At 61.5% G+C, this 25,882-nt stretch carries 21 protein-coding genes; 11 read left to right on the top strand and 10 right to left on the bottom strand.

What is annotated here, in order from left to right:
• Positions 1-76 precede the first annotated feature (76 nt).
• Complete coding sequence (locus tag IOD17_RS01860) at positions 77-1,483, top strand: adenosylmethionine--8-amino-7-oxononanoate transaminase (RefSeq protein ID WP_233683414.1); 1,407 nt, start codon at positions 77-79, stop codon at positions 1,481-1,483.
• Positions 1,484-1,628: 145 nt separating this feature from the next.
• On the top strand, positions 1,629-2,348 hold the full coding sequence (locus IOD17_RS01855) for a 16S rRNA (uracil(1498)-N(3))-methyltransferase (protein WP_233683413.1): 720 nt from the start codon (positions 1,629-1,631) through the stop codon (positions 2,346-2,348).
• 56 nt (positions 2,349-2,404) lie between these two features.
• Here the strand turns inward: IOD17_RS01855 and IOD17_RS01850 are convergent, their stop codons facing one another.
• The 8 genes from IOD17_RS01850 to pilG all read right to left on the bottom strand — a co-directional run bounded on the left by IOD17_RS01850 (position 2,405) and on the right by pilG (position 15,890).
• On the bottom strand, positions 2,405-2,875 hold the full coding sequence (locus IOD17_RS01850; protein WP_233683412.1) for a chemotaxis protein CheW: 471 nt from the start codon (positions 2,873-2,875) through the stop codon (positions 2,405-2,407).
• 31 nt (positions 2,876-2,906) lie between these two features.
• Positions 2,907-3,926 carry a chemotaxis protein CheB gene (locus tag IOD17_RS01845; protein WP_233683411.1) on the bottom strand — a complete coding sequence of 340 codons (1,020 nt, stop codon included), beginning with the start codon at positions 3,924-3,926 and terminating at the stop codon, positions 2,907-2,909.
• Positions 3,923-11,401: an Hpt domain-containing protein gene (locus tag IOD17_RS01840; protein ID WP_233683410.1), complete on the bottom strand. Its 7,479-nt coding sequence runs from the start codon at positions 11,399-11,401 to the stop codon at positions 3,923-3,925. The genes IOD17_RS01845 and IOD17_RS01840 overlap by 4 nt, the downstream gene beginning before the upstream one ends.
• 30 nt (positions 11,402-11,431) lie before the next feature.
• A complete protein-coding gene (locus IOD17_RS01835) occupies positions 11,432-12,289 on the bottom strand; it encodes a CheR family methyltransferase (RefSeq protein ID WP_233684493.1) in 858 nt (285 codons plus the stop codon).
• A gap of 68 nt (positions 12,290-12,357) precedes the next feature.
• Positions 12,358-14,403: a methyl-accepting chemotaxis protein gene (locus IOD17_RS01830; protein ID WP_233683409.1), complete on the bottom strand. Its 2,046-nt coding sequence runs from the start codon at positions 14,401-14,403 to the stop codon at positions 12,358-12,360.
• A gap of 84 nt (positions 14,404-14,487) precedes the next feature.
• A complete protein-coding gene (locus IOD17_RS01825; protein WP_233683408.1) occupies positions 14,488-15,024 on the bottom strand; it encodes a chemotaxis protein CheW in 537 nt (178 codons plus the stop codon).
• Positions 15,025-15,069: 45 nt separating this feature from the next.
• Positions 15,070-15,435 carry a twitching motility response regulator PilH gene (gene pilH / locus IOD17_RS01820; protein WP_108485952.1) on the bottom strand — a complete coding sequence of 122 codons (366 nt, stop codon included), beginning with the start codon at positions 15,433-15,435 and terminating at the stop codon, positions 15,070-15,072.
• A 47-nt stretch (positions 15,436-15,482) separates the two neighbouring features.
• Positions 15,483-15,890 carry a twitching motility response regulator PilG gene (gene pilG / locus IOD17_RS01815; RefSeq protein ID WP_108094981.1) on the bottom strand — a complete coding sequence of 136 codons (408 nt, stop codon included), beginning with the start codon at positions 15,888-15,890 and terminating at the stop codon, positions 15,483-15,485.
• Positions 15,891-16,132: 242 nt separating this feature from the next.
• Between pilG and gshB the strand changes: the two genes are divergently transcribed.
• From gshB to IOD17_RS01780, 7 genes are read left to right on the top strand one after another with little or no spacing between them, the layout of a single operon-like run.
• Entirely contained in the window at positions 16,133-17,095 is a 963-nt protein-coding gene (gene gshB / locus IOD17_RS01810; protein ID WP_233683407.1) for a glutathione synthase, read from the top strand.
• A gap of 56 nt (positions 17,096-17,151) precedes the next feature.
• Complete coding sequence (locus IOD17_RS01805; protein WP_233683406.1) at positions 17,152-18,048, top strand: energy transducer TonB; 897 nt, start codon at positions 17,152-17,154, stop codon at positions 18,046-18,048.
• Positions 18,049-18,098: 50 nt separating this feature from the next.
• Positions 18,099-18,668 carry a YqgE/AlgH family protein gene (locus IOD17_RS01800; protein ID WP_233683405.1) on the top strand — a complete coding sequence of 190 codons (570 nt, stop codon included), beginning with the start codon at positions 18,099-18,101 and terminating at the stop codon, positions 18,666-18,668.
• Complete coding sequence (gene ruvX / locus IOD17_RS01795) at positions 18,668-19,105, top strand: Holliday junction resolvase RuvX (protein WP_233683404.1); 438 nt, start codon at positions 18,668-18,670, stop codon at positions 19,103-19,105. The genes IOD17_RS01800 and ruvX overlap by 1 nt, the downstream gene beginning before the upstream one ends.
• A gap of 22 nt (positions 19,106-19,127) precedes the next feature.
• The gene (gene pyrR, locus IOD17_RS01790) at positions 19,128-19,634 is read left to right on the top strand and encodes a bifunctional pyr operon transcriptional regulator/uracil phosphoribosyltransferase PyrR (protein WP_233683403.1); all 507 of its coding nucleotides are present in this window, start codon (positions 19,128-19,130) and stop codon (positions 19,632-19,634) included.
• A gap of 10 nt (positions 19,635-19,644) precedes the next feature.
• Positions 19,645-20,655 (top strand): aspartate carbamoyltransferase catalytic subunit, encoded by a 1,011-nt coding sequence (locus tag IOD17_RS01785; protein WP_233683402.1) that lies wholly within the window; start codon positions 19,645-19,647, stop codon positions 20,653-20,655.
• Positions 20,655-21,926 carry a dihydroorotase gene (locus IOD17_RS01780; protein ID WP_233683401.1) on the top strand — a complete coding sequence of 424 codons (1,272 nt, stop codon included), beginning with the start codon at positions 20,655-20,657 and terminating at the stop codon, positions 21,924-21,926. Before IOD17_RS01785 ends, IOD17_RS01780 begins: the two co-directional genes overlap by 1 nt.
• Positions 21,927-22,036: 110 nt before the next feature.
• Here IOD17_RS01780 and IOD17_RS01775 read toward each other — a convergent pair whose 3' ends face one another.
• Entirely contained in the window at positions 22,037-22,435 is a 399-nt protein-coding gene (locus IOD17_RS01775) for an NINE protein (RefSeq protein ID WP_233683400.1), read from the bottom strand.
• A 156-nt stretch (positions 22,436-22,591) separates the two neighbouring features.
• Here IOD17_RS01775 and IOD17_RS01770 point away from each other — a divergent pair, with 156 nt between their 5' ends.
• Both IOD17_RS01770 and IOD17_RS01765 read left to right on the top strand, forming a co-directional pair.
• Positions 22,592-23,803: a putative DNA modification/repair radical SAM protein gene (locus IOD17_RS01770; protein ID WP_233683399.1), complete on the top strand. Its 1,212-nt coding sequence runs from the start codon at positions 22,592-22,594 to the stop codon at positions 23,801-23,803.
• Positions 23,803-24,681, top strand: coding sequence for a TIGR03915 family putative DNA repair protein (locus IOD17_RS01765; RefSeq protein WP_233683398.1), 879 nt, complete (start codon positions 23,803-23,805; stop codon positions 24,679-24,681). Before IOD17_RS01770 ends, IOD17_RS01765 begins: the two co-directional genes overlap by 1 nt.
• On the opposite strand, the gene IOD17_RS01760 is transcribed toward IOD17_RS01765, so the two are convergent.
• Positions 24,647-25,792, bottom strand: coding sequence for a PilT/PilU family type 4a pilus ATPase (locus IOD17_RS01760; RefSeq protein ID WP_233683397.1), 1,146 nt, complete (start codon positions 25,790-25,792; stop codon positions 24,647-24,649). The genes IOD17_RS01765 and IOD17_RS01760 overlap by 35 nt on opposite strands.
• Positions 25,793-25,882 lie beyond the last annotated feature (90 nt).

Raw genomic sequence — 25,882 nt, 5'->3', positions numbered from 1 at the left:
GTTGTGCCGTCCTGCGCACACGGGGCATCTGATAGGCTTGGCGCAGACGATGACAAGCTGAGGCACCCGTACCGCGATGAGCCTGAATGAACAATGGATGCAGCGTGACCTGAACGTACTCTGGCACCCCTGCACCCAGATGAAAGACCACGAACAGCTGCCGCTGGTGCCGATTAAACGCGGCGAAGGCGTATGGCTCGAGGATTTCGATGGCAAACGCTACCTGGATGCCGTCAGCTCTTGGTGGGTCAATGTCTTCGGCCACGCCAACCCGCGTATCAACGCGCGCATCCGCGAGCAGCTGGAAAACCTCGAACACGTGATGCTCGCCGGCTTTACCCATCAACCGGTTATCGAGCTGTCCGAACGCCTGGTGCAGATCACCCCGGCAGGCCTGAACAAGGTGTTCTACGCCGACAATGGATCCTCGGGCATCGAAGTGGCGCTGAAGATGAGCTTCCACTACTGGCTCAACAACGGCCGACCGGAGAAGAAGCGCTTCGTCACCCTGAGCAACAGCTATCACGGTGAAACCGTGGCGGCGATGTCGGTGGGCGACGTATCGCTGTTCACCGATACCTACAAGCCGCTACTGCTCGACACCCTCAAGGTGCCCAGCCCGGATTGCTACCTGCGCCCCGAGGGCGTGAGCTGGGAAGAACATTCGCGCGTCATGTTCGCCCACATGGAGCAAACACTGGCTGAGCATCACCACGAAGCCGCCGCGGTAATCGTCGAGCCACTGATCCAGGGCGCTGGCGGCATGCGCATGTACCACCCGTTTTACCTCAGGCTCTTGCGCGAGGCCTGCGACCGCTACGGCGTGCACCTGATCCACGACGAAATAGCCGTCGGTTTCGGCCGTACCGGCACGATGTTCGCCTGCGAGCAGGCCGGCATCACCCCGGACTTTCTGGTGCTGTCCAAGGCGCTGACCGGCGGCTACCTGCCGATGGCAGCGGTGCTGACCACCAATGAGGTCTATGGCGCCTTCTATGACGACTACGCCACCCTGCGCGCCTTCCTGCACTCGCACACCTACACCGGCAACCCGCTGGCCTGCGCCGCCGCCCTGGCGACCCTTGATATCTTCGAGCAGGACAATGTGATCGAAGCCAACAAAGCCCTGGCCGCAAGGATGGCCAGCGCCACCGCGCACCTGGCTGATCACCCGCATGTCGCCGAAGTACGCCAGACTGGCATGGCCCTGGCCATCGAAATGGTGCAGGACAAGGCCAGCAAGACCGCCTACCCCTGGCAGGAACGCCGTGGCCTCAAGGTGTTCCAGCACGCCCTGAAACGCGGCGCGCTGCTACGGCCACTGGGCAGCGTGGTGTATTTCCTGCCGCCCTACGTGATCACCCCCGAGCAGATCGACTTCCTCGCCGAAGTGGCTAGCGAAGGCATCGATATCGCCACCCGCGCCTCGGTCAGCGTGGCGCAGGGCAATGCCAACTACCCCGGCTTTCGCGATCCAGGCTAAATACAGTCGCAGGGTGGATGACGCTTTATCCATCCACCATTGCGATATTACGGTGGATGAAAAGAGCGTCATCCACCGTACGGATATCCATGCGCGCGGCGCACCCTAAGGCTAAAATTCGCGCCTTTATTCCAGGTTCACCTTTATGCGCCTATCCCGTTTCTTTATCGATGTCCCCCTCGCCCTCGGCCAGCACGAGCTGCCGGAAGCCCAGGCCCACTATATCGGCCGTGTGTTGCGGCATTCCGTGGGCGATGCGGTGCAGTTGTTCGATGGCAGCGGCCAGGAATACCGCGGCGAGTTGATCGAAGTGGGCAAAAAAAGCGTACGCGTCGAGTTACGCGAAGCCTTTGCCGGCCAGGCCGAATCACCGCTGCACATTCATCTGGGCCAAGGCCTGTCACGCGGCGAGCGGATGGACTGGGCGATTCAGAAGGCCACCGAGCTGGGTGCCAACGAAATCAGCCTGATCGTCAGCGAACGCTGCGAAGTGCGCCTCAAGGATGAACGCGCCGACAAGCGCATGGCGCACTGGCGGCAGGTGGCGATCAGTGCCTGCGAGCAATGCGGCCGTTCAGTGCTGCCGATCATTCATCCGCCCATCAACCTCGCAGACTGGCTGACGCAGGTATCAGCTGACCTCAAGCTGGTGCTGCACCCGGTCGCCGAGCCCTGGGCCAGCCATCCTCAACCACAGTCGCTGGCCTTTCTGATCGGCCCGGAAGGCGGCCTGAGTGACAATGAAGTAAGCCAGGCAAAAGCACAGGGTTTTCACGCCGCGCGCCTCGGCCCACGGGTGCTGCGTACGGAGACCGCGCCGGTCGTGGCATTGAGCGTGGCGCAGCAGTTGTGGGGCGATTTCTAGATAAGTGTGCGCCCAAGAAAAAGCCCGCAGATGCGGGCTTTTTCGTACAGAAACCGTCAGATCAATCCGGCGTCCGCCAGCTTCTGCTCCAGACCGATCAGATCCGGAATCTTCAGCACAGCGTCACCGAACTGCACCGCATCCAGCTCAAGCGGCGCCAGATCGACATCCGCACGTAGCAGATCGCTGCCGACCTTGATCGAGCGTGGAATACCCTGCACCAGTACAGCAATAAACTTGATGCTCGGCCGGCCGCCCAGGGCGTTGATCACCGCAACCCGCGAGCCAGGGCTGACGCTGACCTGGCCATCCGATGCTGCCTCGAAGGACAACAGCGGCAGGCGCAGATCACGCCAGGCAATCTGCCCGAGGAACCAGCTGGGCAGGCCTTCGCTGACCTGTGGCGCGCGATAGGGAATCAGCTCGGCCACCGCGACGTTGGGCAGCAGCAGAGTACGGTCAGTCAGCGGCATCAACAGGCCGGTCAGGCTGTTGGCGCTGTTCTGGTTGGCGACGGCTTGGCTCATGAAAATTTCCTGTTCAGGGCACCCGCCCGAATTAACTGCACTGCTCGGCCAGGTGATTGACCAACGTCTCGGCCAGCTCACGCGGGTCACCGCTATGGCTGCTGTAGCCACCTTCACGCAGGCTGTCCGGCATACTCGGGCAGGCACAGCTGTCGGCGCGCTGGGTCCAGATCAAACCGCCCTGACGGCGTACATAAGCGGCGGCGGCACTGCCATCGCTGCCCATGCCGCTGAAGGCAATCACCCCGCTCATGGCACCGAAATGCTGAGCCAGGTTGAGCATCATCTGGTCGATCGACGGGCTGTAGGGCTCTGGCCAACCACGCTCGGCAATCTGCATCGCACCGTCATCGGCAAACCCCAGCTCATGGCTGATCGGCACAACCACCACTTCGCCACAGCGCACGGCATCGCCATGCCGGGCCGGGTTGACATGCCACTGGCTGTGCCGACCCACGGCTTGCGGCAAGGCATTCTCGAAGCTGGCATCGATATGCTGGGCGTAGACAAAACCAATTGGCAGACCGCCCGGCAGGGCATCGAGGAACGCCTTGACCGCCGCCGGTCCACCCAGCGAGGCGGCCAGCAGCCACACCTGGCGCGCCGGCTCACCCGCCACCAACGGGGTGTCCGCCAATGCAGCCGGCAGGTCCAGGCGCGATGGCCGCTGCGCTTCAGCCAGCAAGGCTTCCAGGCTCGGGCCAACGGCCTGCGACGGATCGCCAACCAGCTTCTTCAATTTGCCGAACAGCCGGCGCTCCCATCGCGGATAGTTTTCCGAATGTCGCTCCGGGGCGTGGCCTTCGCCGAACAACACCGGGGCCGAGGCGCTTTCCAGCAGGCTGTCGACCAGCGGCGAATCTTCCGACTGCGCCAGATCGACCAGCCACAGATCGGTTTCACAGGCGCTCAGGGTGTCCTGATCGAGGCGCGCAGGGTCACTGTTCATCACCACCTGATAACCACTGCCGGTCAGCGCCTGCTGCAACACGTGACGCTGCAGGGAGGTATCGGCGATCACCGCAATGCGGGCTGCAGTCTTCTCAGTCATGTGCGGTTTACCGGGTGGCGGCCCACCAATTGCTGAATGGTTTCAAGCAACAAGGACTCCTGATAAGGCTTACCGAGGTACTCGTTGACACCGATGCTCATGGCCCGCTCACGGTGTTTCTCACCGGTACGCGAGGTGATCATGATGATCGGCAAGTCTTTCAGGCCTTCGTCGTGGCGCACCAGGGTTGCCACCTCGAAACCGTCCATGCGTGGCATTTCGATGTCCAGCAGCATGATGTCGGGCTTGCGCTCCTGCAGCTGGGAAATGGCATCCACACCGTCCTTGGCCGTCAATACGTTCATGCCGTTGCGCTCGAGCAGACGGCTGGTGACCTTGCGCACGGTAACCGAGTCGTCGACCACCATGACCAGCGTCGGGCGCTCCGCCTCAATCTCGGCGGCACTGGCCGACTGTTTGAGCTGTCGCGGTTGCAGCTGGGTAAGCAGGTGCGCATGCAGCACACGAATGGTCGCCAGCAGGTCGAGAATCACCACCACGCGGCCGTCACCGAGGATGGTCGCACCGGAAATCCCGTGCACCCCGGCGAACTGCGGGCCCAGGCTCTTCACCACGATCTCACGCGAACCGGCCAGGGAGTCGACCTGCACGGCCACGGCGTGCTCCTTGGAGCGCACCAGAATCACCGGCAGCGGCAGGCTCTGGCCAACCAGTTTGGGCTGCTGACCGTTGTTCAGCAGGTCGCCCAGATAGCGCAGTTCATAGATCTGCCCGGCGTATTCGAAGCGCGGCGCATCCGGCGCGTAATAGGCTTCCAGCTCGTACGGCGAGACCCGCACAATACCTTCGATGGTATTCAGCGGAATGGCGTAGAGGTCTTCACCCGACAGCACCATCAGCGCACGGTTGACCGATACGGTAAACGGCAGGCGAATGGTGAAGGTGGTGCCGGTGCCGGGCACAGACTCGATGCTCATCGAACCGCCAAGCTGTTTAACCTCGGAGTGAACCACGTCCATCCCGACGCCACGCCCGGAAATCTGCGTAACCTTCTCCGCGGTAGAGAAACCGGCCTCAAGGATAAACTGCAGCACTTCGTAGTCAGTCAGGTCGGAATCGGCATCCATCAGGCCGCGCTCGATGGCCTTGCGCTTGACTGCTTCCAGGCGAATCCCGCCACCGTCATCGGCCAGGGTCAAAACGATATCGCCACCTTCGCGGCCCAGCGCCAGGCGAATGGTGCCTTGCTCAGGTTTGCCGGCGGCACGGCGCACGTCAGCGGCCTCGATGCCGTGGTCGACGGCGTTGCGCAGCATGTGCTCCAGCGGCGCAACGATACGCTCAAGTACGGTACGGTCCATCTCGCCTTCGGCGTTACCGACAATAAACTCGACCTGCTTGCCCAGCTCACCGGAAATCTGCCGCACGATACGGCGCAGACGCGGCACCAGGCGGTCGAACGGCACCATCCGCGTACGCATCAGGCCTTCTTGCAGCTCGGAGTTGACCCGCGCCTGTTGCAGCAACAGGGTTTCCGCATCGCGGTTACGCGCAGCCAGGGTTTCTTTCAGGTCTAGCAAGTCGGAGGCCGACTCGAACAGCGCACGCGAGAGTTGCTGCAACTGCGAGTGGCGGTCCATTTCCAGCGGGTCGAAATCTTCATAGCCGGCGCGCTCGGCCTCAGCCTGGATCCGGCTGAGAATCTGCGCCTGGGTTTCAGTATCGAGGCGGCGCAGTTGATCACGCACACGGTCGATGGTGGCTTCCATCTCGCTCAGGGTGAAACCAAAATCGCTGACCTGCTGCTCGACCCGGCCACGGAAGATCGAAGTCTCACCCGCCAGGTTGACCAGGCCCTCCAGCAGCTCGGCCGGCACCTTGACCAGCTCCTGCGGCGCACGACGCGAGGCGGCTTCCTGCGCAGCCTCTTCAGCGCGGCGAACGAACGGCAGCACCTTGGCCACCAGTTCCTGCGCCGGCATGGCACTGGCGGCGACAATCGGTGTGGCCAGTTCAGGCAGACGCGCGGTCGGTTCAGCCGCAACAACCTCGCTTGGCGCATTACCACTATCGACTGCCAAGCTGGCATTCAGGCGCTGACGCAGGACATCGAGTTCCTGTTGCAAGCCTTCAAAGCCCGACTGCACATCAACAAACAGGCTTTGCGGCCACGGCGCGCCCTGAGTCTGCGCTTCGCTCAGGTGCTGCTCCAGGCTATGGGTCAGATCGCCCAGGCGTTTCTGCCCGGCCAGCCGCGCACCACCCTTGAGGGTGTGCAGAATCCGCAGCATGTCATCAATGCTGCTGCCGTCTTCACGGTCAGCTTCCCAACGGCCGATGGCTTCTTCCATGGCCTCCAGCAGGTCATCACCTTCTTCAAGGAAGATGTCGAGGATGTCTGACTCGGCATCGTCATCCTGCTCGGTTTCGGCCGCCTTGAGGGCTACCGAGGACGGCATGCTCAACTGCTCGTCGGGGTTGGCACGAAAGCGTTTGATGGTCTCGATCAGTGCGTCGCCATTGGGTACCGCACGCTTGTTGCGCACAGCCTCAAGCATCTCGGCCAGGCTGTCGTGACAGCTCTGCAGCAAGGTGAAGAGGTCCTGACTGGCCCGCAAGCGGCCTTGTCCAAGCCCTTCATAAAGGAACTCCAACTCGTGGGCCAGATCACCAATCTCACGAATCTCGGCCATCCGTGCACCACCCTTGAGGGTGTGCAGGTCACGCTGCAGCGACTCCAGTTCCAGGCTGTTGTCGACGTCATCCATCCAGCGCTGCAAGGCTGCCCCGGCGCTGTCGATGATGTCGAAACCTTCCTCAAGGAAGATTTCCACCAGTTCTGGATCACGTTCGTCATCCAGCACCGGCGCAGCTGCCACGGCCACAACTGGCTCTGGCTCTGGCTCTGGCTCTGGCTCTGGCTCTGGCTCTGGCTCTGGCTCTGGCTCTGGCTCTGGCTCTGGCTCTGCAAGAGTGTCCTGCCACTCAACCGGCGCGGGCAACTCGGGCTCAAGCAGCTGCTCATCCAGCTCAATGGCTGGTAATGCAAATACCTCGATCTCTACCGGCAGCTCGTCAGTCAGATTGATTTCGGCGGCAATCGGGGCGGTATCCGCCAGAATGCCGAAGTCGATCTCTTCTTCAACCGCCGGCAATTCAGGCAGCTCGGTGTCCAGCAATTCGACTGTTTCCAGCTCAGGCAGGGCTTCGGCTTCGGCTTCGGCTTCGGCTTCGGCTTCGGCTTCGGCTTCGGCTTCGGCTTCGGCTTCGGCTTCGGCTTCGGCTTCGGCTTCGGCTTCAGGCTCGGGCGCCACCGGGGTAACAGGCAAGCTTTGCCCGCCACTTTGACGGAAACTGCGAATAGCCTCGATCAATTGCTCAGACGAACGCATGACGTCACGGGCCTGCAGTTGCTCCAGCAACTGCGCCAGTTGGTCATGGCTCTGCTGCAGCAGACCGGCCAGTGCAGGCGAGAAGCTGTAGCGACGGTCAACCAGGCCTTCGTAAAGGGATTCAAGCTCATGGGCGAGATCGCCAATCGGGCGAATCTCGGCCATGCGTGCACCTCCCTTGAGGGTGTGCAGGTCACGTTGCAAAGACGACAACGCAGCCTTGTTTTCCGGATCAGCCAACCAGCGTTCCAGTGCCTGTCCGGCGCTGTCGAGGATATCGACGGCTTCTTCGAGGAAGATCGCCACCATTTCCTCATCCAGCGACTCGTAGAGCGAAGCCGCTGCAGGTTCCTCGGCAGGTTCGATCACCTCGGCGAGGGGCGCAGGTTGTTCTTCCACGACAAATGCATCAAGCACCAGCGCAGTATCCGGCTCTTGCAATTCTTGTGGTTCAGCCATGGTTTCCAGGGCTGCGGTGGCATCGGCCAGTTCGACGACCTCAATGCCGGAGTCACCGTTGCTGGACAACAGCGCCAGAGTGTTGGGATCCAGTGCCTCGTCCAGCAGATTACGCAGCGCCATAACCCGCTCGGGGGCGGCACTGACCTGCAGCGCTGCGGCTACCTGATCCATCATGCCAATCAAGGCTTCGTGGGCCTGCTCGGCCTCACTGAAGAAACGCTCGCTAACTGCCAGGCTGCCTTCTTCAACAGCACCGTAGAGGTCAAGCAGCGCCTCGCACAGCTCATCGATCTGCGGCAAATCTGCCATCTCGGCACCACGGCCAAGGGTGGTCAGTTCCTCCAGCAGCGAGCTGAGTTCCTGGCGCTCGGACGGGTGTTCGCGCCACTTGCGCAGCAGGTCTTCAGCGTCCAGCAGGATATCCATGCCTTCGGCTAGGAAGATGCTGATCATCTGCGGATCGCGCTTCTCACCCGGTTCGCTCTGACGGCTGCTTTCCGCATGTTCCAGGCGGTCGTTGTGCAGTTTCTGCACGCGCTCAAGAAACTCGCTGGCTCCCGGCAAAGCTGCCAATGGATGGGTTTCCAGCTGTTCAAGACCCAGACGGAACAGCTTTTCAGCGCTGCTCAGCAGCTCGGCTTCTGCCAGATCCATCGGGATCAGGTTGGTCTTGAACTCCTTGACCAGTTTTTCCAGCGGCGAGGCAATCTCTGCCACCGGCTGAATACCGGCCATCGAGGCGCTGCCCTTGAGGGTGTGCAGGGCACGTTGCAGATCATCGGTAACCTGTTGTGGTAGCTCCTGGGCACAATCAGCCAGGAAGCCCACCAGGGTATCCAGGTGCATTTCCGCTTCGTTGCGGAAGATTTCCAGCAACTGCGGGTCGAGGCCGTCGTCGCTGTCTTCAACAACAGCGGCGGCACTGGTCTCGGTGGTAGCGGCCGGGCTGCCCTCGGGCTCTGCTACCAGCTCCACCGGGGCCTCAGGTTTTGGGAGGGTTCGACCTTTGGCCAAGGCATGCGCGGTTGCCGCCAGCAGGTCGACATCGTCGCGCTGACGCTGCGCCTTGTTGGCAAATTCAGCGACCAGTGCCGGCATCAGAGCGACCACATCAGCGATCACCTGCTGAACCTCGGCACCCGGGGTGATGGTGCGGTCGAGCACACGGTTGAGCAGATTTTCAATTGCCCAACCCAGTTCACCGATCACCAGGGCACGTACCATACGGCCACTGCCCTTGAGGGTGTGGAAGGCACGGCGAATTTCGGTCAGGGCATCCTTGTTGTCGGTATCGGCACACCACTGGGGAAGGTACTCGCCAATGGTCTCCAAGACTTCACCCACTTCTTCGATGAAGACTTCCAGCAATTCGTCATCGACCGGTTCTTCATCGGCCGGCGGTGGCAACAGGCTGGGCGGCACGTCGTGAGCGGGCGGATTGATCGCCTGCACCGGAGCGGCCATGACATCGGCCATCGACAGGGCTTTCTCAACAGCCGGTTGTTCAGGCTCTTCGTTCAGCGGGGCGCTGGGCAGTTCGACCTCAGGCAGTTCAAGGGCAGCAAATTCGGCTTCGCCCCAGTTGCTCAGGCTGTCAGGAGCGTCCAGCTCCAGGCTATCGAGCGACAGTTCTTCAGCGACTTGTTCCTCAGCGCTGTCCAGCAGTGGCAGAGGCTCAGCCTCGACCAGATCAATGCTGAAGTCGACCAGTTCAAGTTCAGTCTCGGCGCTGGCAGTCGACCACTCGGGTTCGCTGCGCGGAGCCTCAATCGTGGTTGAATTCAGATCAGCGAACTCGGCACTGAAATCGTCTGCCAGCTCCAGGCTCAGCGATTCCTCGGCGACTGGCGACGTTGGCTCGGTTTGCGTCTCAGGCTCCGGCTCGGCGCCGAGCACGTCGAGATCGTCCAGCGGGTCGGCCAATGGCGCGAAGGACTCCGCCTCAGGCTCGATGCGATCGAGGATCGAGGGCTTTTCCTTGAGCGGGTACCCCAGGCTTTCCAGACTTTCCTCGGCTACGTCGAGAATCAGGTCGCCCTGGGTTGCGTGGTCTTCAGCCAAACGCTCAAGGTAGTACTCAACGCTGGTGATGGCGTCAGCCAGGGTGTCGAGGTTCTGCCAGTTAGGCACAGCCTTGCGCGCCAGCAATTGTTCCTGAATATAACGGTTGCACGCGTTTAGCAGATCGGCGGCACGCTGCAGCGGGATCATCGCCAAACCGCCACGCACCTGGGTCAGCAACTCGGGCACGCGGGCCAGGTGCTCGTGGTTCCACTGCGAGGCAATGAACTCGATGATCGCGTCTTTAGCCTGTTCCAGGCCGTTGCGCGCTTCCTTGATCACCAGTTGGTGAATCTGCGCCACATCGGTGGTCGGCAGATGGCTTTCTTCACGTCCGCCATCCTGCGCCGGGCCGACCATGCCAGCCAGGGTCGCTTCGACGTACAACAGCGCGCCGGCGACATCCATCAGCACGGCATCACTTGGCTCACCCTGGCCCTTGGCCAGGCTGCTGACCACATCGAGCTGATCGGCGATGACCTTGCGCGGCTGACCGAAGCCCAGTACCGCGAGAGTGTCGGCAATCTGCTTGAGCGGCGCGGCGAGTGCATCCAGATCAGCGACCTGGGTGCGATCACTGCGCACGAACAGATCAAGGCTGTCCTTGACCCGCACCAGCTCTTCACACAATGCGGCGACCACGGAGCGCATGGCGTCGCGGTCCGGCCCGGCCAGGCGGGCCCGTTCTTCGTCGACAACATCGTTGTCCGGCAGCGCATCGTCGAGGCGATATTGCTCTTTGAGGGTGCGCACGCGCGGCGACTGCGCCGACGACTTGGCCACATAGAACAGCAGGTTCTTGCTCAGCTCATCGGGAGCGGCCTGGTTAAGGCCATCGGCGCCCTGCTCGAGCAGCCGCTTGAGTTCCTTATCAACCTGACGCAACAACGTCCGAATCGAGGTGCCATTGTTCACGCTGCCGTTGGCCAGACCTTCGACCACCCCCGAAGCGATCTGCCACAACGGACCGAGCGGCGAATCCTTGCAGAGATTTTCCAGGCGCGCGAACACCCGTGCCATATAACCCAGGTTGGTCGGCAGGTCCTGGTTGCGGATCACCCCGACCAAGGCCATTTGCAGCATTTGCCGCAGTTTGCGCAGCAACACCGGCAGTTCGGCAGTGCGCAGTTGGTCAATGGCTTCATGGGGCAGCGCTGGCGTGCGACCGGACATATCCGGAGCGAACAGGCTGGTTTCCGAGAGCAGTTTTTCCCCACGCGCAGCGCGCAGGTCATTGAGCAGAGGCAGCACGACCATCGGCAGGTCGCGGCGGGCAGTCTGGATACGGTCGAGATAAACCGGCAGCTGCAGAATCGACTGCATCAGCACTTCCAGGGCTTCACCCTGATTGGTCACCCGCTCCTCGATCAAAGCCCCGGCCAGCTGTTCCATTTCTTCGGCCAGCAGGGCTGCGCCGAAAAACTCGACCATCTGCAAGGTGCCGAGCACCTGGTGCACATAAGTCTGGCAGAAACGCATGCGCGTAGCGTCCTGGGGGTTCTCGACGAACGCCTCCAGTGCCTGACGCGCCTGCTTCAGGGTTTCCGCGATCTCGCCCTTGACCCATTCCAGGGCGACATAATCGTGCCGATCACCCATAGCCACTCCACTCATAAACTTGGCTCTGCCTTATCCCTTGCGGGTAAACGCCAGGACTCGCTCGTCGGCCACCGGGATCAACTCCGGATGCTGCCAACCCGCCACTTCGCCCACTCCAACCACCAGCAAACCTCCAGGCACCAGGCGCTCGGCCAGGCGGTTGAGGATCTCGCGGCGACGCCAGCGACGAAAATAGATCAGCAAGTTCTGACAAAAAATAACGTCCATACCGGACATGGGTGCCTTGGCCAGCTCCAGCACATTCAGCCGCGCACAACACACACGTGCGGCCAGGGTCGGCACCACTTTGAAACGTCCATCGTCCTGGGCCAGGAAATAACGCTGGCACAGGTCGCTGTCCAACAACTCCAGGCGGCGCGCACCGTATTGCCCATCCCGCGCCTTACTCAGGGCATTGAGGCTGATATCGGTACCCGTCACCCCAAAAAAATCAGGGTGTTGCGTGTCGCGCAGCACTTCGGCAGCGCTGATGGCCAGCGAATACGGCTCTTCACCGCTGGCACAGCCAACGCTCCACAACTCCCAGGGTTGCGTCATGCCTTGCTGCAGACGCTCACGCAGGTAGCTTTCCAGTACGTCAAAAGATGCGCGGTGGCGAAAGAAGCGTGTTTCCTGAACCGTCAAGCGATCCAGCAGCGTCGACCACTCCACCGCACCACGCGGCCCATCGGTGACCTGCCGGTAATAGGCGGCATAGTCCATGACACCCAGTTCGCGCATCCGCGCACTCAGATTGGTCTGCAAAAACGCTCGTCGTCGCTCGTTGAGAACGACCCCGGTACGTTCCTCAAGCAACACCTGCCAGTCACGAAACTCCGTGGCTGTCATGTCTGCCAAAGGCTGCAAGGCCCAGACGCCTGACTGCATGTCGTGCCCCTCGCTCACGGCCATAGTCCTTGGGCGACAGGACTTTCAGCCTGCCACCCAGCACCTGGTTAAGCCTGTTCCCCACCCGGCAGGGTAAAGCCGGATACCGACTTACGCATTTCACTGGCCATCTTGGCCAGGTTACCAATGCTCTTGGCGGTGGCAGTGGTACCGGACGAGGTTTGCGAGGTGATCTCCTGGATCACGTTCATCGTGTTGGAAATGTGGCCCGCCGAAGAGGCCTGTTGGCGAGCGGCGTTGGAAATGTTCTGAATCAAGGCCGCGAGGGTTTTCGATACCTTCTCGATCTCTTCCAGTGCCACCCCGGCGTCCTGCGCCAGACGTGCACCGCGCACCACTTCCGACGTCGTCTGCTCCATCGAGATAACGGCTTCGTTGGTGTCGGTCTGAATCGTCTTAACCAGTGCCTCGATCTGCTTGGTTGCAGCAGACGAACGTTCTGCGAGGCGTTGTACTTCGTCCGCTACCACGGCGAAGCCTCGGCCCGCGTCACCGGCCATGGAGGCCTGGATCGCGGCGTTCAGGGCGAGGATGTTGGTCTGGTCGGCAATGTCGTTAATCAGGCTAACGATGTCACCGATCTCCTGGGACGATTCACCGAGGCGTTTGATCCGCTTCGAGGTGTCCTGAATCTGCTCACGGATGTTATCCATGCCGGTGATGGTGTTGTGTACGACTTCGTTGCCTTTGTTGGCGATGGCTACGGAACGTTCCGCTACCGCAGAGGACTCCGAGGCGTTCGCCGATACCTGGTCAATCGACACGGCCATTTCGTTGATCGCCGCAGAAGCACCGGCAATTTCCTGCGCCTGGTGCTCGGATGCTTCGGCCAGGTGCATCGCCGTGGCCTGGGTTTCCTGGGCAGCACCAGCTACCTGAACGGCGGTCAGGTTGATGGTGGCTACCAGGTCACGCAGCTGGTCGATGGAGTAGTTGATGGAGTCAGCGATGGCACCGGTGAAGTCCTCGGTTACCGTCGCGGCCACGGTCAGGTCACCGTCGGCGAGGTCGGCGATTTCGTCGAGCAGTCGCAGAATCGCCGCCTGGTTACGTTCGTTCTTCTCTGCGGTGGAGGCCAGACGACGGTTGGTTTCACGCACCATCACCAGACCGATGAGGATAATCGAGCCCAGCGCCAGGGCACCCAGCACGTAGCCGAACAGGGTGTTGATGGCACGGCCGGTGGCCAGGTCATCAAAGCCGACAGCCAGGTCAGAAGCCTTGTCCAGCAGGGTCTGGGATACGGTAAAGATAACGTTCGCCGATTCACGCACCTGGAACAGTTCCGGCGAGGTTTCGAGAATCTCGTCCACCGAACCGGATACGAATTCGAACAGTTCGGAAATTTCCGCCAGACGCTCGAGAGCTTCCTCGTCGGTCACCTTGGAGATTTCCATGGCGGCGTTGCCTTCCAGCATCGCGGCCAGTACGCGACCGAACAGGCTGGCGTCGCGACCGAACATGTCAGCGGCCTGTACCGAGTCCTGGTCACCGGCCAGTACCTTGTTCACCGAACCGAGGATACGTTCCGCCAACAGCGATTGACGCTGGGCAACCGAAACCTGGGCAGCGGGAGCACCGCTCTCCAGCAGGATGTCGACCACTTCCTCGTACTCGACCTGCAGTTGCGGAATAGTTTCAGCCAGTGTGGCTGCTACCTGGTGCAGCGACAGTACGGTCTGTTCGTTCGCCAGAATGGCGTCGGTGTTCTGCCGCAGGGTATCCCAGTCCTGCTGCACCACGGCCATCTGTGCTTGCAGTGACTCAGGTGCCGCTGGCAGGCCGGTGGTTTCGTTACCGTCAGTCAGGTAACCCCAACGTGCCTGGAAGTCGTTGCGCGCATCGCGCAGCAAACCGAAGGCTTCGGCCGTACCGGCTGCCGCTTCCGTGGAGTTCTTCGCAATACGCTGGGACAGTACGCGCAGCTCACCGGCGTGACCGATGTACTCCGTGTCGTAGTTGGACTGCGTGTTGATGTAGGCGAAGTTGGCGAACAACAGCACGATCGAAACGATCAGGACAATAAACAGCCCTGCGATCAATGTGCTACTGCGCGCACCTGCTAACAAATTACCTGCATTTAGTTTTTTCATTTACTGGCCCCCGCCTGGACCGACCGCACTACGGTTCCCATGTAACGCCAAAAGGCCGGCAATACCGACCCCACCGATAAACTGTTAATACGCCACGTCGAGAAAACCCGGGTTCTGGGCCAGCGCGTGTGGGCTGAACACCAACCAGGGCTGTTCACGTTGAAAGACTCCGTGGATAAAGGGTGCTATGGACGCCTCGAGCGGCGGCAGCTGCTCGGAGAAGGTATCCACAGGAAAATGCTGCATGCCGAATACTTCATCGACCGTCAGGCCGGCAAATACGTCTTGGTGATCAACCACCAGTACGCGGCGTTTTTTGCGCAGCGGCGACAGCTCATTGCCGAAGAAGCCGCACAGATCCATCACTGGCAACAGGCGGCCCCGCACGTTGGCCACGCCCTTGACCCAGCTTTTCACGCCAGGCAGCAAAGTGTGCCGCGGCTCATGCAGCACCTCGCCCACCTCGCCCATCGGCGCGACGAAGAAGCGCTCGCCCATGCGAAAGCCGATACCGCTCCAGGTCTGCACCACTGCCTGCTGCGAAGGCAAGCCAGCAGCCAGTGAGCGACAGAGCCTGTCGATATCCTGAAGAGTCTGAAAAGGTGTTTGCGCGTCCGACATGCCAGCTGCGGCCTTATTCTTTTTTAATTGCGGACAAACCAGGTATTAGCCGGCTAATACCGCATTCAAGGTTTTAACCAGGGTTTCTTCGTCAACTGGCTTGGTCAGGTAGTCCTTCGCGCCCTGGCGCTTGCCCCAGACCTTGTCGGTTTCCTGATCCTTGGTGGTGACGATGATCACCGGGATATGGCTGGTATCAGCATCTTTGGTCAGCTGACGAGTGGCCTGGAAGCCATTGAGGCCCGGCATGACGATATCCATCAGCACGGCATCAGGCTTTTCCTGGCGCGCCAGAGCAACGCCGTCAGCACCATTTTCCGCTTTGAGTACCTGGTGACCGTGCTTTTCCAGCATGGCGGTCAGTTTGTACATTTCAGTCGGCGAGTCATCAACAATCAGAATTCGAGCCATGGTGTTTCCCAATACTTTAAAAAGGCGCTCAGCTATTCAGCCAGGCGTCAGGACGCTTGTTCAACCGGCGTAAAGTCAGGCACATGAGCTTTGATCGCACCGAGTAGCTCTTCTTTGCTGAAGGGCTTGGTCAGGTATTGATCGGAGCCGACGATGCGCCCCTTGGCTTTATCGAACAGGCCGTCCTTGGAGGACAGCATGATCACCGGAGTGGATTTGAAAGCGCTGTTGTTCTTGATCAAGGCACAGGTTTGATAGCCATCGAGCCGCGGCATCATGATGTCGACAAAAATGATGTTCGGATGGGTATCGGCGATCTTTGCCAAGGCATCGAAGCCGTCAACTGCGGTAATTACCTCGCAGCCCACCTTTTTCAGCAGGGTTTCCGCGGTACGACGAATCGTTTTCGAATCGTCGATCACCATCACCCTCAAACCCTCGGAATGCTGTTCCATGTTTGCCCTACCATCGCCTCGGTGAGTCGTTATTTTTGCGTTATATCAGTGCGCCTGAGGCCCTGTCACCGACGGGCTACAACCCAATCGTCGGGCCTTTTTAGCACACTCTCCTGATGCAATCTATAAGCCGCGCGGGGCCAAGGTTTTTCCTTGACCACCCGACCTGCCAGCGCCACCCTGACGCCACATCACAGTCGCAGCCCACCTAAACCGCTGCCATTTTTACGGAGAACACCGCCATGAGCGTCCGCCTCGGCATTGTCATGGACCCCATCGCCCAGATCAGTTTCAAGAAGGACAGCTCGCTGGCCATGCTGCTTGCTGCCCAGGCACGCGGCTGGTCTCTCTTCTATATGGAGCAGAAAGACCTTTACCAGAGCAAAGGCCAAGCCCGCGCTCGACTTTCAGAGCTTAGCGTATTCAACGATCCGCAGCGTTGGTTCGAACTCGGCGACGAACAGGACATCGCCCTGAGCGAGCTGGACGTGATCCTGATGCGCAAGGATCCGCCCTTCGACAACGAGTTCGTCTACTCCACTTACCTGCTTGAACAAGCCGAGCAGGCCGGGGTGCTGGTGGTCAACCGCCCGCAGAGCCTGCGCGACTGCAATGAGAAATACTTTGCTACCCAGTTCAGCCAATACACACCGCCGACTGTAGTCAGCCGTAGGGCCGACATTCTGCGCGAGTTTGCCAAAGAGCAGCGTGACATCATTCTCAAACCCCTCGATGGCATGGGCGGATCGATGATATTTCGTCACCGCGAGGGCGACCCCAACCTCTCGGTGATTCTCGAGACACTGACCAACCACGGACAGCAGCAGATCATGGCCCAGGGTTACCTGCCAGCGATCAAGGATGGCGACAAGCGCATTCTGATGATTGACGGCGAGCCGGTACCCTACTGCCTGGCACGCATCCCAGCGGCCGGAGAAACCCGTGGCAACCTTGCCGCCGGCGGACGCGGTGAAGCCCGCCCATTGAGCGAGCGCGACCGCGAAATCGCTGCTGCCGTCGGCCCGACACTGCGCGAGAAGGGCCTGCTGTTCGTCGGCCTGGACGTAATCGGTGAGCACCTGACCGAAATCAACGTGACCAGCCCGACCTGCATCCGCGAAATCGACGCAGCCTTCGACACACGCATCGGTGAACGCCTGATGGACAAGATTGCCGAGAAGCTCAATGCGCGCAGTGCTTCATAGACTTTTCCATGCGCCCTCGGCAGACTGCGCGGCAACCTGAGCAGACCCGATATGCGATGAACGCAGCCGCCCAACTCCCAGAACTTTCCAGCGCCGGCGTAAAGCCGGCGGATCGCCTGGGCTTTACCCTGTTTCTCGCTGCCGTGCTGCATGCCGCGCTAATCCTCGGCCTGGGTTTTACCCTGGCCGAGCCGAGCCAGATCAGCAAAACCCTGGAAATCACCCTGTCCACCTTCAAGAGCGAGGAAAAGCCCAAAGAGGCCGACTTCCTCGCCCAGGACAACCAGCAAGGCAGCGGTACTCTGGAACACAAGGCCGCGCCGAAGACCACCGAACAGGCACTGTTTCAGGACAGTGAAGTCAAGCGCGTTACGCCGCCTGCCGCACCGCAACAACCCGCAGCACGCCAGCAGGCGCCGAAAGCTGCCGTCGCCACCCGCGCCCCACAGCAGCAGAAAACCCCGGTCAAGCGCGAAGAAGCCAAGCCCAACCCGCAAGCACGTCCGGCGCCGGTTTTTGACAGCGCCCAGTTGTCGTCCGAGATCGCCAGCCTGGAAGCCGAACTGGCCCAGGAAGTTCAGCAATACGCCAAGCGGCCGAAGATCCACCGCCTCAACGCCGCCTCGACCATGCGCGACAAAGGTGCCTGGTACAAAGATGAATGGCGCAAGAAGGTCGAACGCGTCGGCAACCTTAATTACCCGGATGAAGCACGCCGCCAGGGCATCTACGGCAGCCTGCGCCTGCTGGTGTCGATCAACCGTGACGGCACCCTGTACGAAGTGCAGGTACTGGAGTCCTCCGGCCAGCGCCTGCTCGACCAGGCTGCCTTGCGCATCGTGCGCCTGGCCGCGCCGTTTGCCCCGTTCACTGGCGATCTGGCCGATGTCGACCGCCTGGAAATCATCCGCACCTGGCGTTTCGAGCGCGGCGACCGCCTGTCGAGCAACTGAATCTGCGCGCACTGCTTGAGGCTTGCCGCCCGAAGCTCCAAACTAACGCCATGAAAGACGCCAGCCCCAGCTACCTCAAGCATCACTTCCTGATCGCCATGCCACACATGGCCGATCCGAATTTTGCGCAAACCGTTACCTACCTGATTGATCACAACGAACACGGCGCCATGGGCCTGGTGATCAACAAGCCCAACGGCCTCAACCTGGCCGATGTGCTGGAACAACTGCGCCCGGATGACGAGCCGCCCGTGCTCTGCCAGAGCCTGCCGATCTTTACTGGCGGCCCGGTACAGACCGACCGCGGTTTCGTCCTGCACTCCAGCGGCCCGCAGTTTCAGGCGACCCTGGAGCTGGGCGAGCTGGGCCTGTCGACCTCACAGGACGTGCTATTCGCCATCGCCGACGGCACCGGCCCAGAAAAATACCTGATCACCCTCGGCTATGCCGGCTGGGAAGCCGGGCAGCTGGAAGCCGAGCTGGCCGACAACGCCTGGCTGACCTGCCCGGCGGACCACGCGATCCTCTTCGACCTGCCGTTCGACCAGCGCCTGAACGCCGCAGCCGCGCGCCTGGGCATCAATCTCAGCCTGCTCACTTCACAAGCCGGGCACGCCTGATGGCCGAGGCAAAACCACTACGCCTGCTACTGGGCTTCGATTACGGCAGCAAACAGATCGGCGTTGCCGTCGGCCAGGTGATCACTGGCCAGGCCCGCGAGCTGTGCATCCTCAAAGCACAGAACGGCGTGCCGGACTGGCAGAAAGTCGAAGCGCTGATCAAGGAATGGCAGCCGGACGCCATTGTCGTCGGCCTGCCGCTGAACATGGATGGCACGAAAAGCGAGATGAGCGAGCGCGCGGAAAAATTCGCCCGGCGCCTTAACGGCCGCTTCAACCTGCCGGTACACACCCATGACGAACGCCTGACCACTTTTGAGGCCAAGGGCCAGCGTTTGCGCGAAGGACAAAGTGGCGGCTACCGCGAGCGCCCGGTCGATGCCATTGCTGCGGCGCTACTGCTGCAAGGCTGGCTCGAAGAAAATTGCCTGGGCTAAGCCCGCACCAAGGAGTTTTGCCATGCATTTGCCCACACCCGCCGACCTGCTGCCGCAAATGGCCGCCGCGCTCACCCAGCACCTGAACAGCCGACAGATCGGCGAACCGCGCTTTATCGGCATCCGCACCGGCGGCGTCTGGGTTGCCCAGGCGCTGCTCGAAGCCCTCGGTCGCCAGGATGCACTGGGTATTCTCGATGTGTCCTTCTACCGTGACGACTTCACCCAGAATGGCCTGCATCCGCAGGTGCAACCGTCCGAACTGCCGTTCGAAATCGAAGGTCAGCACTTGGTACTGATCGATGACGTACTGATGAGCGGCCGTACCATCCGTGCGGCTCTCAATGAACTGTTCGATTACGGCCGCCCGGCCAGCGTAACCCTGGTCAGCCTGCTTGACCTGAATGCTCGCGAGCTGCCGATCCGCCCGGACGTGGTCGGCGCCACCCTGTCGCTGGCAGCAGATCAGCGGGTAAAATTGTCCGGCCCCACGCCGTTGACCCTCGAACTCCAGACGCTTGCCCACTGAGACTCGCCAGATGACGACCATAGCCGCCAAGCGCCCGCTGCAGCTGAATGACCAAGGCCAACTGCGCCACTTCCTGTCCCTCGACGGCCTGCCGCGCGAGCTGCTGACGGAAATCCTCGACACCGCCGACTCCTTCCTTGAAGTCGGCGCCCGTGCCGTGAAGAAAGTCCCGCTGCTACGCGGCAAGACTGTGTGCAACGTGTTCTTCGAGAACTCCACACGCACCCGCACCACCTTCGAACTGGCCGCCCAGCGCCTGTCCGCGGACGTGATCAGCCTGAACGTGTCGACCAGTTCGACCAGCAAGGGCGAAACGCTGTTCGACACCCTGCGCAACCTGGAAGCCATGGCCGCCGACATCTTCGTCGTGCGCCACGCCGACTCCGGCGCTGCACACTTTATCGCCGAGCACGTGTGCCCCAACCTGGCGATCATCAACGGCGGCGACGGCCGTCACGCCCACCCGACCCAGGGCATGCTCGACATGCTGACGATTCGGCGGCACAAGGGCAGCTTCGAGAACCTTTCAGTGGCTATCGTCGGCGACATCCTGCATTCGCGGGTAGCCCGCTCGAATATGCTTGCGCTGAAGACCCTCGGCTGCCCGGACATTCGCGTGATCGCGCCGAAAACCCTGCTGCCGATCGGCATCGAGCAATACGGCGTGACCGTCTACAGCGACATGACCACCGGCCTCAAGGACGTCGACGTGGTGATCATGCTACGCCTGCAGCGTGAGCGCATGACCGGCGGCCTGCTGCCCAGCGAAGGCGAGTTCTATCGCCTGTTCGGCCTAACCGAAGAACGCCTCAAACTAGCCAAACCGGATGCACTGGTGATGCACCCAGGCCCGATCAACCGCGGCGTGGAAATCGAATCGGCGGTGGCTGACGGCCCGCAGTCGGTGATCCTCAACCAGGTCACCTACGGCATCGCTATCCGCATGGCTGTGCTGTCCATGGCCATGAGCGGGCAGACCGCGCAGCGCCAACTCAATCAAGATGCCGAGGAGCAGAACTGATGCGTATCCGTATCCTCGGAGCCCGCATGATCGACCCCAGCAGCGGCCTCGATCAGCAAGCTGATCTGTACATCGAAGGCGGCAAAATTGTCGCCATCGGCCAGGCGCCGACCGGTTTCGTCGCCGAGCAGAGCATCGAGGCCCAAGGCCTGGTTGCCGCGCCTGGACTGGTCGACCTTAACGTCGCCCTGCGCGAGCCGGGTTACAGCCGCAAAGGCAGCATCGCCACGGAAACCCTGGCCGCCGCCGCCGGCGGTGTGACCAGCCTGTGCTGCCCACCCTTTACCAAACCGGTGCTGGATACTCCGGCCGTGGCCGAGCTGATCCTCGACCGCGCCCGCGAAGCCGGGCACACCAAGGTGTTCCCGATTGGCGCGTTGAGCAAAGGCCTGGAAGGCGAGCAGCTGGCCGAACTGGTTGCCCTGCGCGACGCCGGTTGCGTGGCCTTCGGCAATGGCCTGGACAGCTTCCGCAATAACCGCACCCTGCGCCGTGCTCTGGAATACGCCGCCACCTTCGACCTGACGGTGATCTTCCACTCCCAGGACCACGACCTCGCCGAAGGCGGTCTGGCGCACGAAGGCGCCACCGCCAGCTTCCTCGGCCTGCCGGGCATTCCGGAAAGTGCGGAAACCGTGGCCCTGGCCCGCGACCTGCTGCTGGTCGAGCAGACCGGCGTGCGCGCGCACTTCAGCCAACTGACCAGCGCGCGCGGTGCCCAGCTGATCGCCGATGCCCAGGCCCGTGGCCTGCCGGTCACCGCCGACGTGGCGCTGTACCAACTGATCCTCACCGATGAGGCACTTGGCGACTTCTCCAGCCTGTACCACGTGCAACCGCCCCTGCGCACCGCCGCAGACCGTGACGGTCTGCGCGCGGCGGTAAAGAGCGGGGTAATCTCGGCGATTGCCAGCCATCACCAGCCGCACGAGCGTGACGCCAAACTGGCGCCCTTCGGTGCTACCGAACCGGGCATCAGCAGCGTACAACTGCTGCTGCCGCTGGCCTTGAGCCTGGTACAGGACGGCCTGCTTGACCTGCCCACCCTGCTCGCCCGCCTGAGTGCCGGCCCGGCACAAGCGCTGCGCCTGCCCGCCGGTAAACTGAGCGCAGGTGCAGCCGCCGACCTGCTGCTGTTTGACCCCAAAGCATCCACCCTGGCCGGCGAGACCTGGTATTCGAAAGGTGCCAACTGCCCGTTTATTGGCCACTGTCTGCCAGGTGCCGTGCGTTACACCCTGGTGGATGGCCGTATCAGCTATCAGGCCTGAGAGCCTACTTACGATCTGCTACGCGTCGGCCCAGGGGTGTTAAAAACAGGCTATGGATCAGCCAGACAACAAAAAGCCCGCCAATTGGCGGGCTTTTTGTTGTCTGAGATTCAGGCGCGCTCAGCGTTCTTGATCGACACCTGGGTGTTAAGCGTCCAGAAGTCATACAGCACGCCGAGTAGGAACAGGCCACCGGTAAACAGGTAGATGATCCCGGTGATCCACTTGCCTTGGTACATGCGGTGCACACCGAAGATGCCGAGGAAGGTCAGCAGAATCCAGGCGACGTTGTAATCGGTATCGCCGGCGGTAAAACGCAGATCGGCCTCACGATCCATCGCCGGTATCAGAAACAGGTCGACGATCCAGCCGATAAACAGCAGACCGAAGGTGAAGAACCAGATGGTGCCGGTCACCGGTTTGCCGTAATAGAAACGGTGCGCGCCGAGAAAACCGAAAATCCACAGCAGATAACCGATAAGTTTGCTGTGCGTGTCCTGTCGCTGCATGGGTGTGCCTCCTGATGGCTGGTAACGCTTTGACGTCACACTCTACGCAAGGTTCGCTGCCCGGGGAAACCCAGCGCGAGCACGGTCATATTCACACTTGAAGCCTGCCAGAGATTGTTAAATACTGTATGCATAACCAGTTACACAGACAGCACCATGCTACTGATCGAAAAACTCACCGTTCTCGCCGACGCCGCCAAGTACGACGCCTCCTGCGCCAGCAGCGGCGCGCCCAACCGCAGCTCCAAGGGCAAGAGCGGTATTGGTTCGACCAACGGCATGGGCATTTGCCACAGCTTTACCCCGGACGGGCGCTGCGTGGCGCTGCTGAAGATCCTGCTGACCAACTTCTGCCTGTATGACTGCCAGTACTGCGTCAACCGCCGCTCCAGCGACGTGCCGCGAGCGCGCTTTACCCCGGAAGAAGTGGTGGCCCTGACCCTGGATTTTTACAAGCGCAACTGCATCAGCGGGCTGTTTCTCAGCTCGGGGATCATCCGCTCGGCCGACTACACCATGGAGCAGCTGATCCGTGTCGCCAAACTGCTGCGCGAAGAGCATGAGTTCCGTGGCTATATTCACCTCAAGACCATTCCCGACGCCGACCCGCTACTGATCGCCGAAGCCGGCCGTTATGCCGATCGCCTCAGTGTGAATATCGAACTGCCCACCGAAAGCAGCCTGATCCGCCTGGCCCCGGAAAAGCAGGTGCGCACCATCAAGCAGGCCATGCACTCGATTCATCAGGGTGAGAGCGAGGCCCGCGCAGAGCTACGAGCGCCGCGCTTCGCTCCTGCCGGCCAGAGCACGCAGATGATCATCGGTGCCGACGCCACCGATGACAGCACCATCCTGCACACCGCCGCCTCGCTCTACGGCAACTATCGCCTGCGCCGGGTGTATTACTCGGCGTTCAGCCCGATCCCGCAAAGCCCGAATACTGTGCCCTTTGAAGCGCCGCCCTTGCTACGCGAGCACCGCCTGTATCAGGCCGATTTTCTCCTGCGCGGCTACGGTTTCGAAGTGGGTGAGTTGCTCAAGGGCCCCGGCAACCTGGCCCTGGATATCGACCCGAAACTGGCCTGGGCGCTGAACAACCGTGAGCACTTCCCCGTCGACCTCAATCGCGCGGAGCCGGCCATGATTGCCCGCGTACCTGGCATCGGCGTGCTCAGCGCCAAGCGCCTGGTCGCCCTGCGCCGGCAGAAACGCATTCGTTTCGACGACCTGACGCGCCTGCGCTGCGCGCTGGAAAAGGCCAAGCCTTTTATCGTCACCCAGGATTATCGCCCCCTGCAGGCCAGCCGCGAATCCCTGCTGCTGCGCCAGCAACTCAGCGAAACACCCGCACAGATGGCGTTGTGGTAATGCACAGCGCCTCATTCGACGGCAGCTTTGCCGGCTGGCGAGAGGTCGCCAGAAGCCTGATACAACAGTGTGTGCCGCCGCATCAGATCACCTGGCTAACGGACGGCGACAGTGGCGGGCTATTCGACCACGCACCAGTACCCAACAATGCATCAGCCGCGACACCGCCACTGCGAATCCCCAAGCAGCTGCTGGAACTGCTGCAGAGCGCTGCACGCTTTCGCGTCGAGGATCGCTGGAGCCTGCTCTATCGGATTCTCTGGCGCGTTGCTCAGGGCGATCGCGCCGCCATGCTGCCGGGCGACATTGACGGCAGCCAACTGCATAAACGGCTCAAGGCGATACGCCGCGAGGCCCATCACCTGCATGCTTTCTTACGCTTTCATCCGCGCCCAGAAAACGCCGAAGGCCCGCAGCTGGTGGCCTGGCACGAACCGGCCCATGACATCCTCGCCAGTGCCAGCGGGCATTTTGCCGAACGCCTGGGGCGAACCACCTGGCTGATTGCCACGCCGGATGACGGCGTGTATTGGGATGGCCAGCGCCTGCATTACCAGCGGCCGTGCCCGAGTGAGTGGCAACGCCTGGCGCAAGCGCCAGAGGATGAGGGAGAAGCGCTGTGGCTGGCCTATTACGGCAGCACCTTTAACCCGGCGCGGCTAAATCGCAGCGCCTTGGAAACCAGCATGCCTGTGCGCTTCTGGAAAAACCTGCCGGAAGGCCCGCTGATCCCGCAACTGATGAGCCAGGCCCGCGCCGGCGCGCAACGTGATGGTCAGGCCGAGGCCGTGGCGCGCCAGGGCGGCAAACGTATTCGCCACACCGGCGCGCAAGTGCCGGACGTCAGCGGAAGCGGCGACCCGGCTCTTCGTCGCTGATTTCCAGCGACAGGCCCTGGGCCATGCTGCTCAAGTGGTCGCCATCGGTTTCCGAACCGAGCTTGATCATCAGACGCAGGTCGTTGGCCGAGTCGGCGTACAGCAGCGCATCTTCGTAGGTGATCTCGCCCTGGCTGTAGAGGTTGTACAGCGCCTGGTCGAAGGTCTGCATACCCTGCTCGGTGGAACGCTTCATCAGCGCCTTGAGCTCATGCACCTCGCCCTTGCGGATCAGGTCAGCCGCCAGTGGGGTGTTGATCAACACCTCGATCACCGCACGGCGGCCTTTGCCATCCGGGGTCGGGATCAGTTGCTGGGCGACGATGGCCTTGAGGTTGAGCGACAGGTCCATCCACACCTGGTTCTGCCGGTCGGAGGGGAAGAAGTTGATGATGCGGTCCAGCGCCTGGTTGGCGTTGTTGGCGTGCAGTGTGGCCAGGCACAGGTGCCCGGTTTCGGCGAAGGCCACGGCATGATCCATGGTCTCGCGAGTACGCACCTCACCGATGAGAATCACGTCCGGTGCCTGGCGCAAGGTGTTCTTCAGCGCCACCTCGAAGGACTCGGTGTCGATACCCACCTCACGCTGAGTGACGATGCAGCTCTGGTGCTGATGGATGTATTCGATCGGGTCTTCGATGGAAATGATGTGGCCGCTGCTGTTCTTGTTGCGGTAACCGATCATCGCCGCCAGGGAAGTCGACTTACCAGTACCGGTCGCACCGACAAACAGCACCAGACCGCGCTTGGTCAGCGCCAGTTTCTTGAGGATTTCCGGCAGTTTCAGCTCGTCCAGCGTCGGGATATTGGTCTCGATGCGACGCAGCACCATGCCGGCCAGGTTGCGCTGGTAAAACGCACTGACACGGAAACGACCAACGCCACGGGCGCTGATGGCGAAGTTGCACTCATGGTTCTCGGCAAAGTCGCGGCGCTGCTGCTCGTTCATCACCGCATGCACGGTTTCACGGGTCTGCTCCGGCGACATGGGCGTCTTGGTGATCGGCATGATCTTACCGTTGACCTTCATCGACGGTGGCACGCCAGCGGTAATAAACAGGTCAGAGCCGCCCTTTTCCACCATCAGGCGCAGCAGTTTTTCGAATTCCATCGTTGTTCGCCCATGTGCATCACGCGGTTATGCAAAGGCCAGCGGCAGGCGCGTGAATTGCCGCTGGTGTGGCCCCGGTGGCGTAACCAC

Source organism: Pseudomonas anguilliseptica (genome assembly GCF_021375795.1).
Taxonomy (GTDB): domain Bacteria; phylum Pseudomonadota; class Gammaproteobacteria; order Pseudomonadales; family Pseudomonadaceae; genus Aquipseudomonas; species Aquipseudomonas anguilliseptica_A.
The sequence above is the reverse complement of the archived record's forward strand: the minus strand, read 5'-3'. Positions and strand labels throughout refer to the sequence as shown.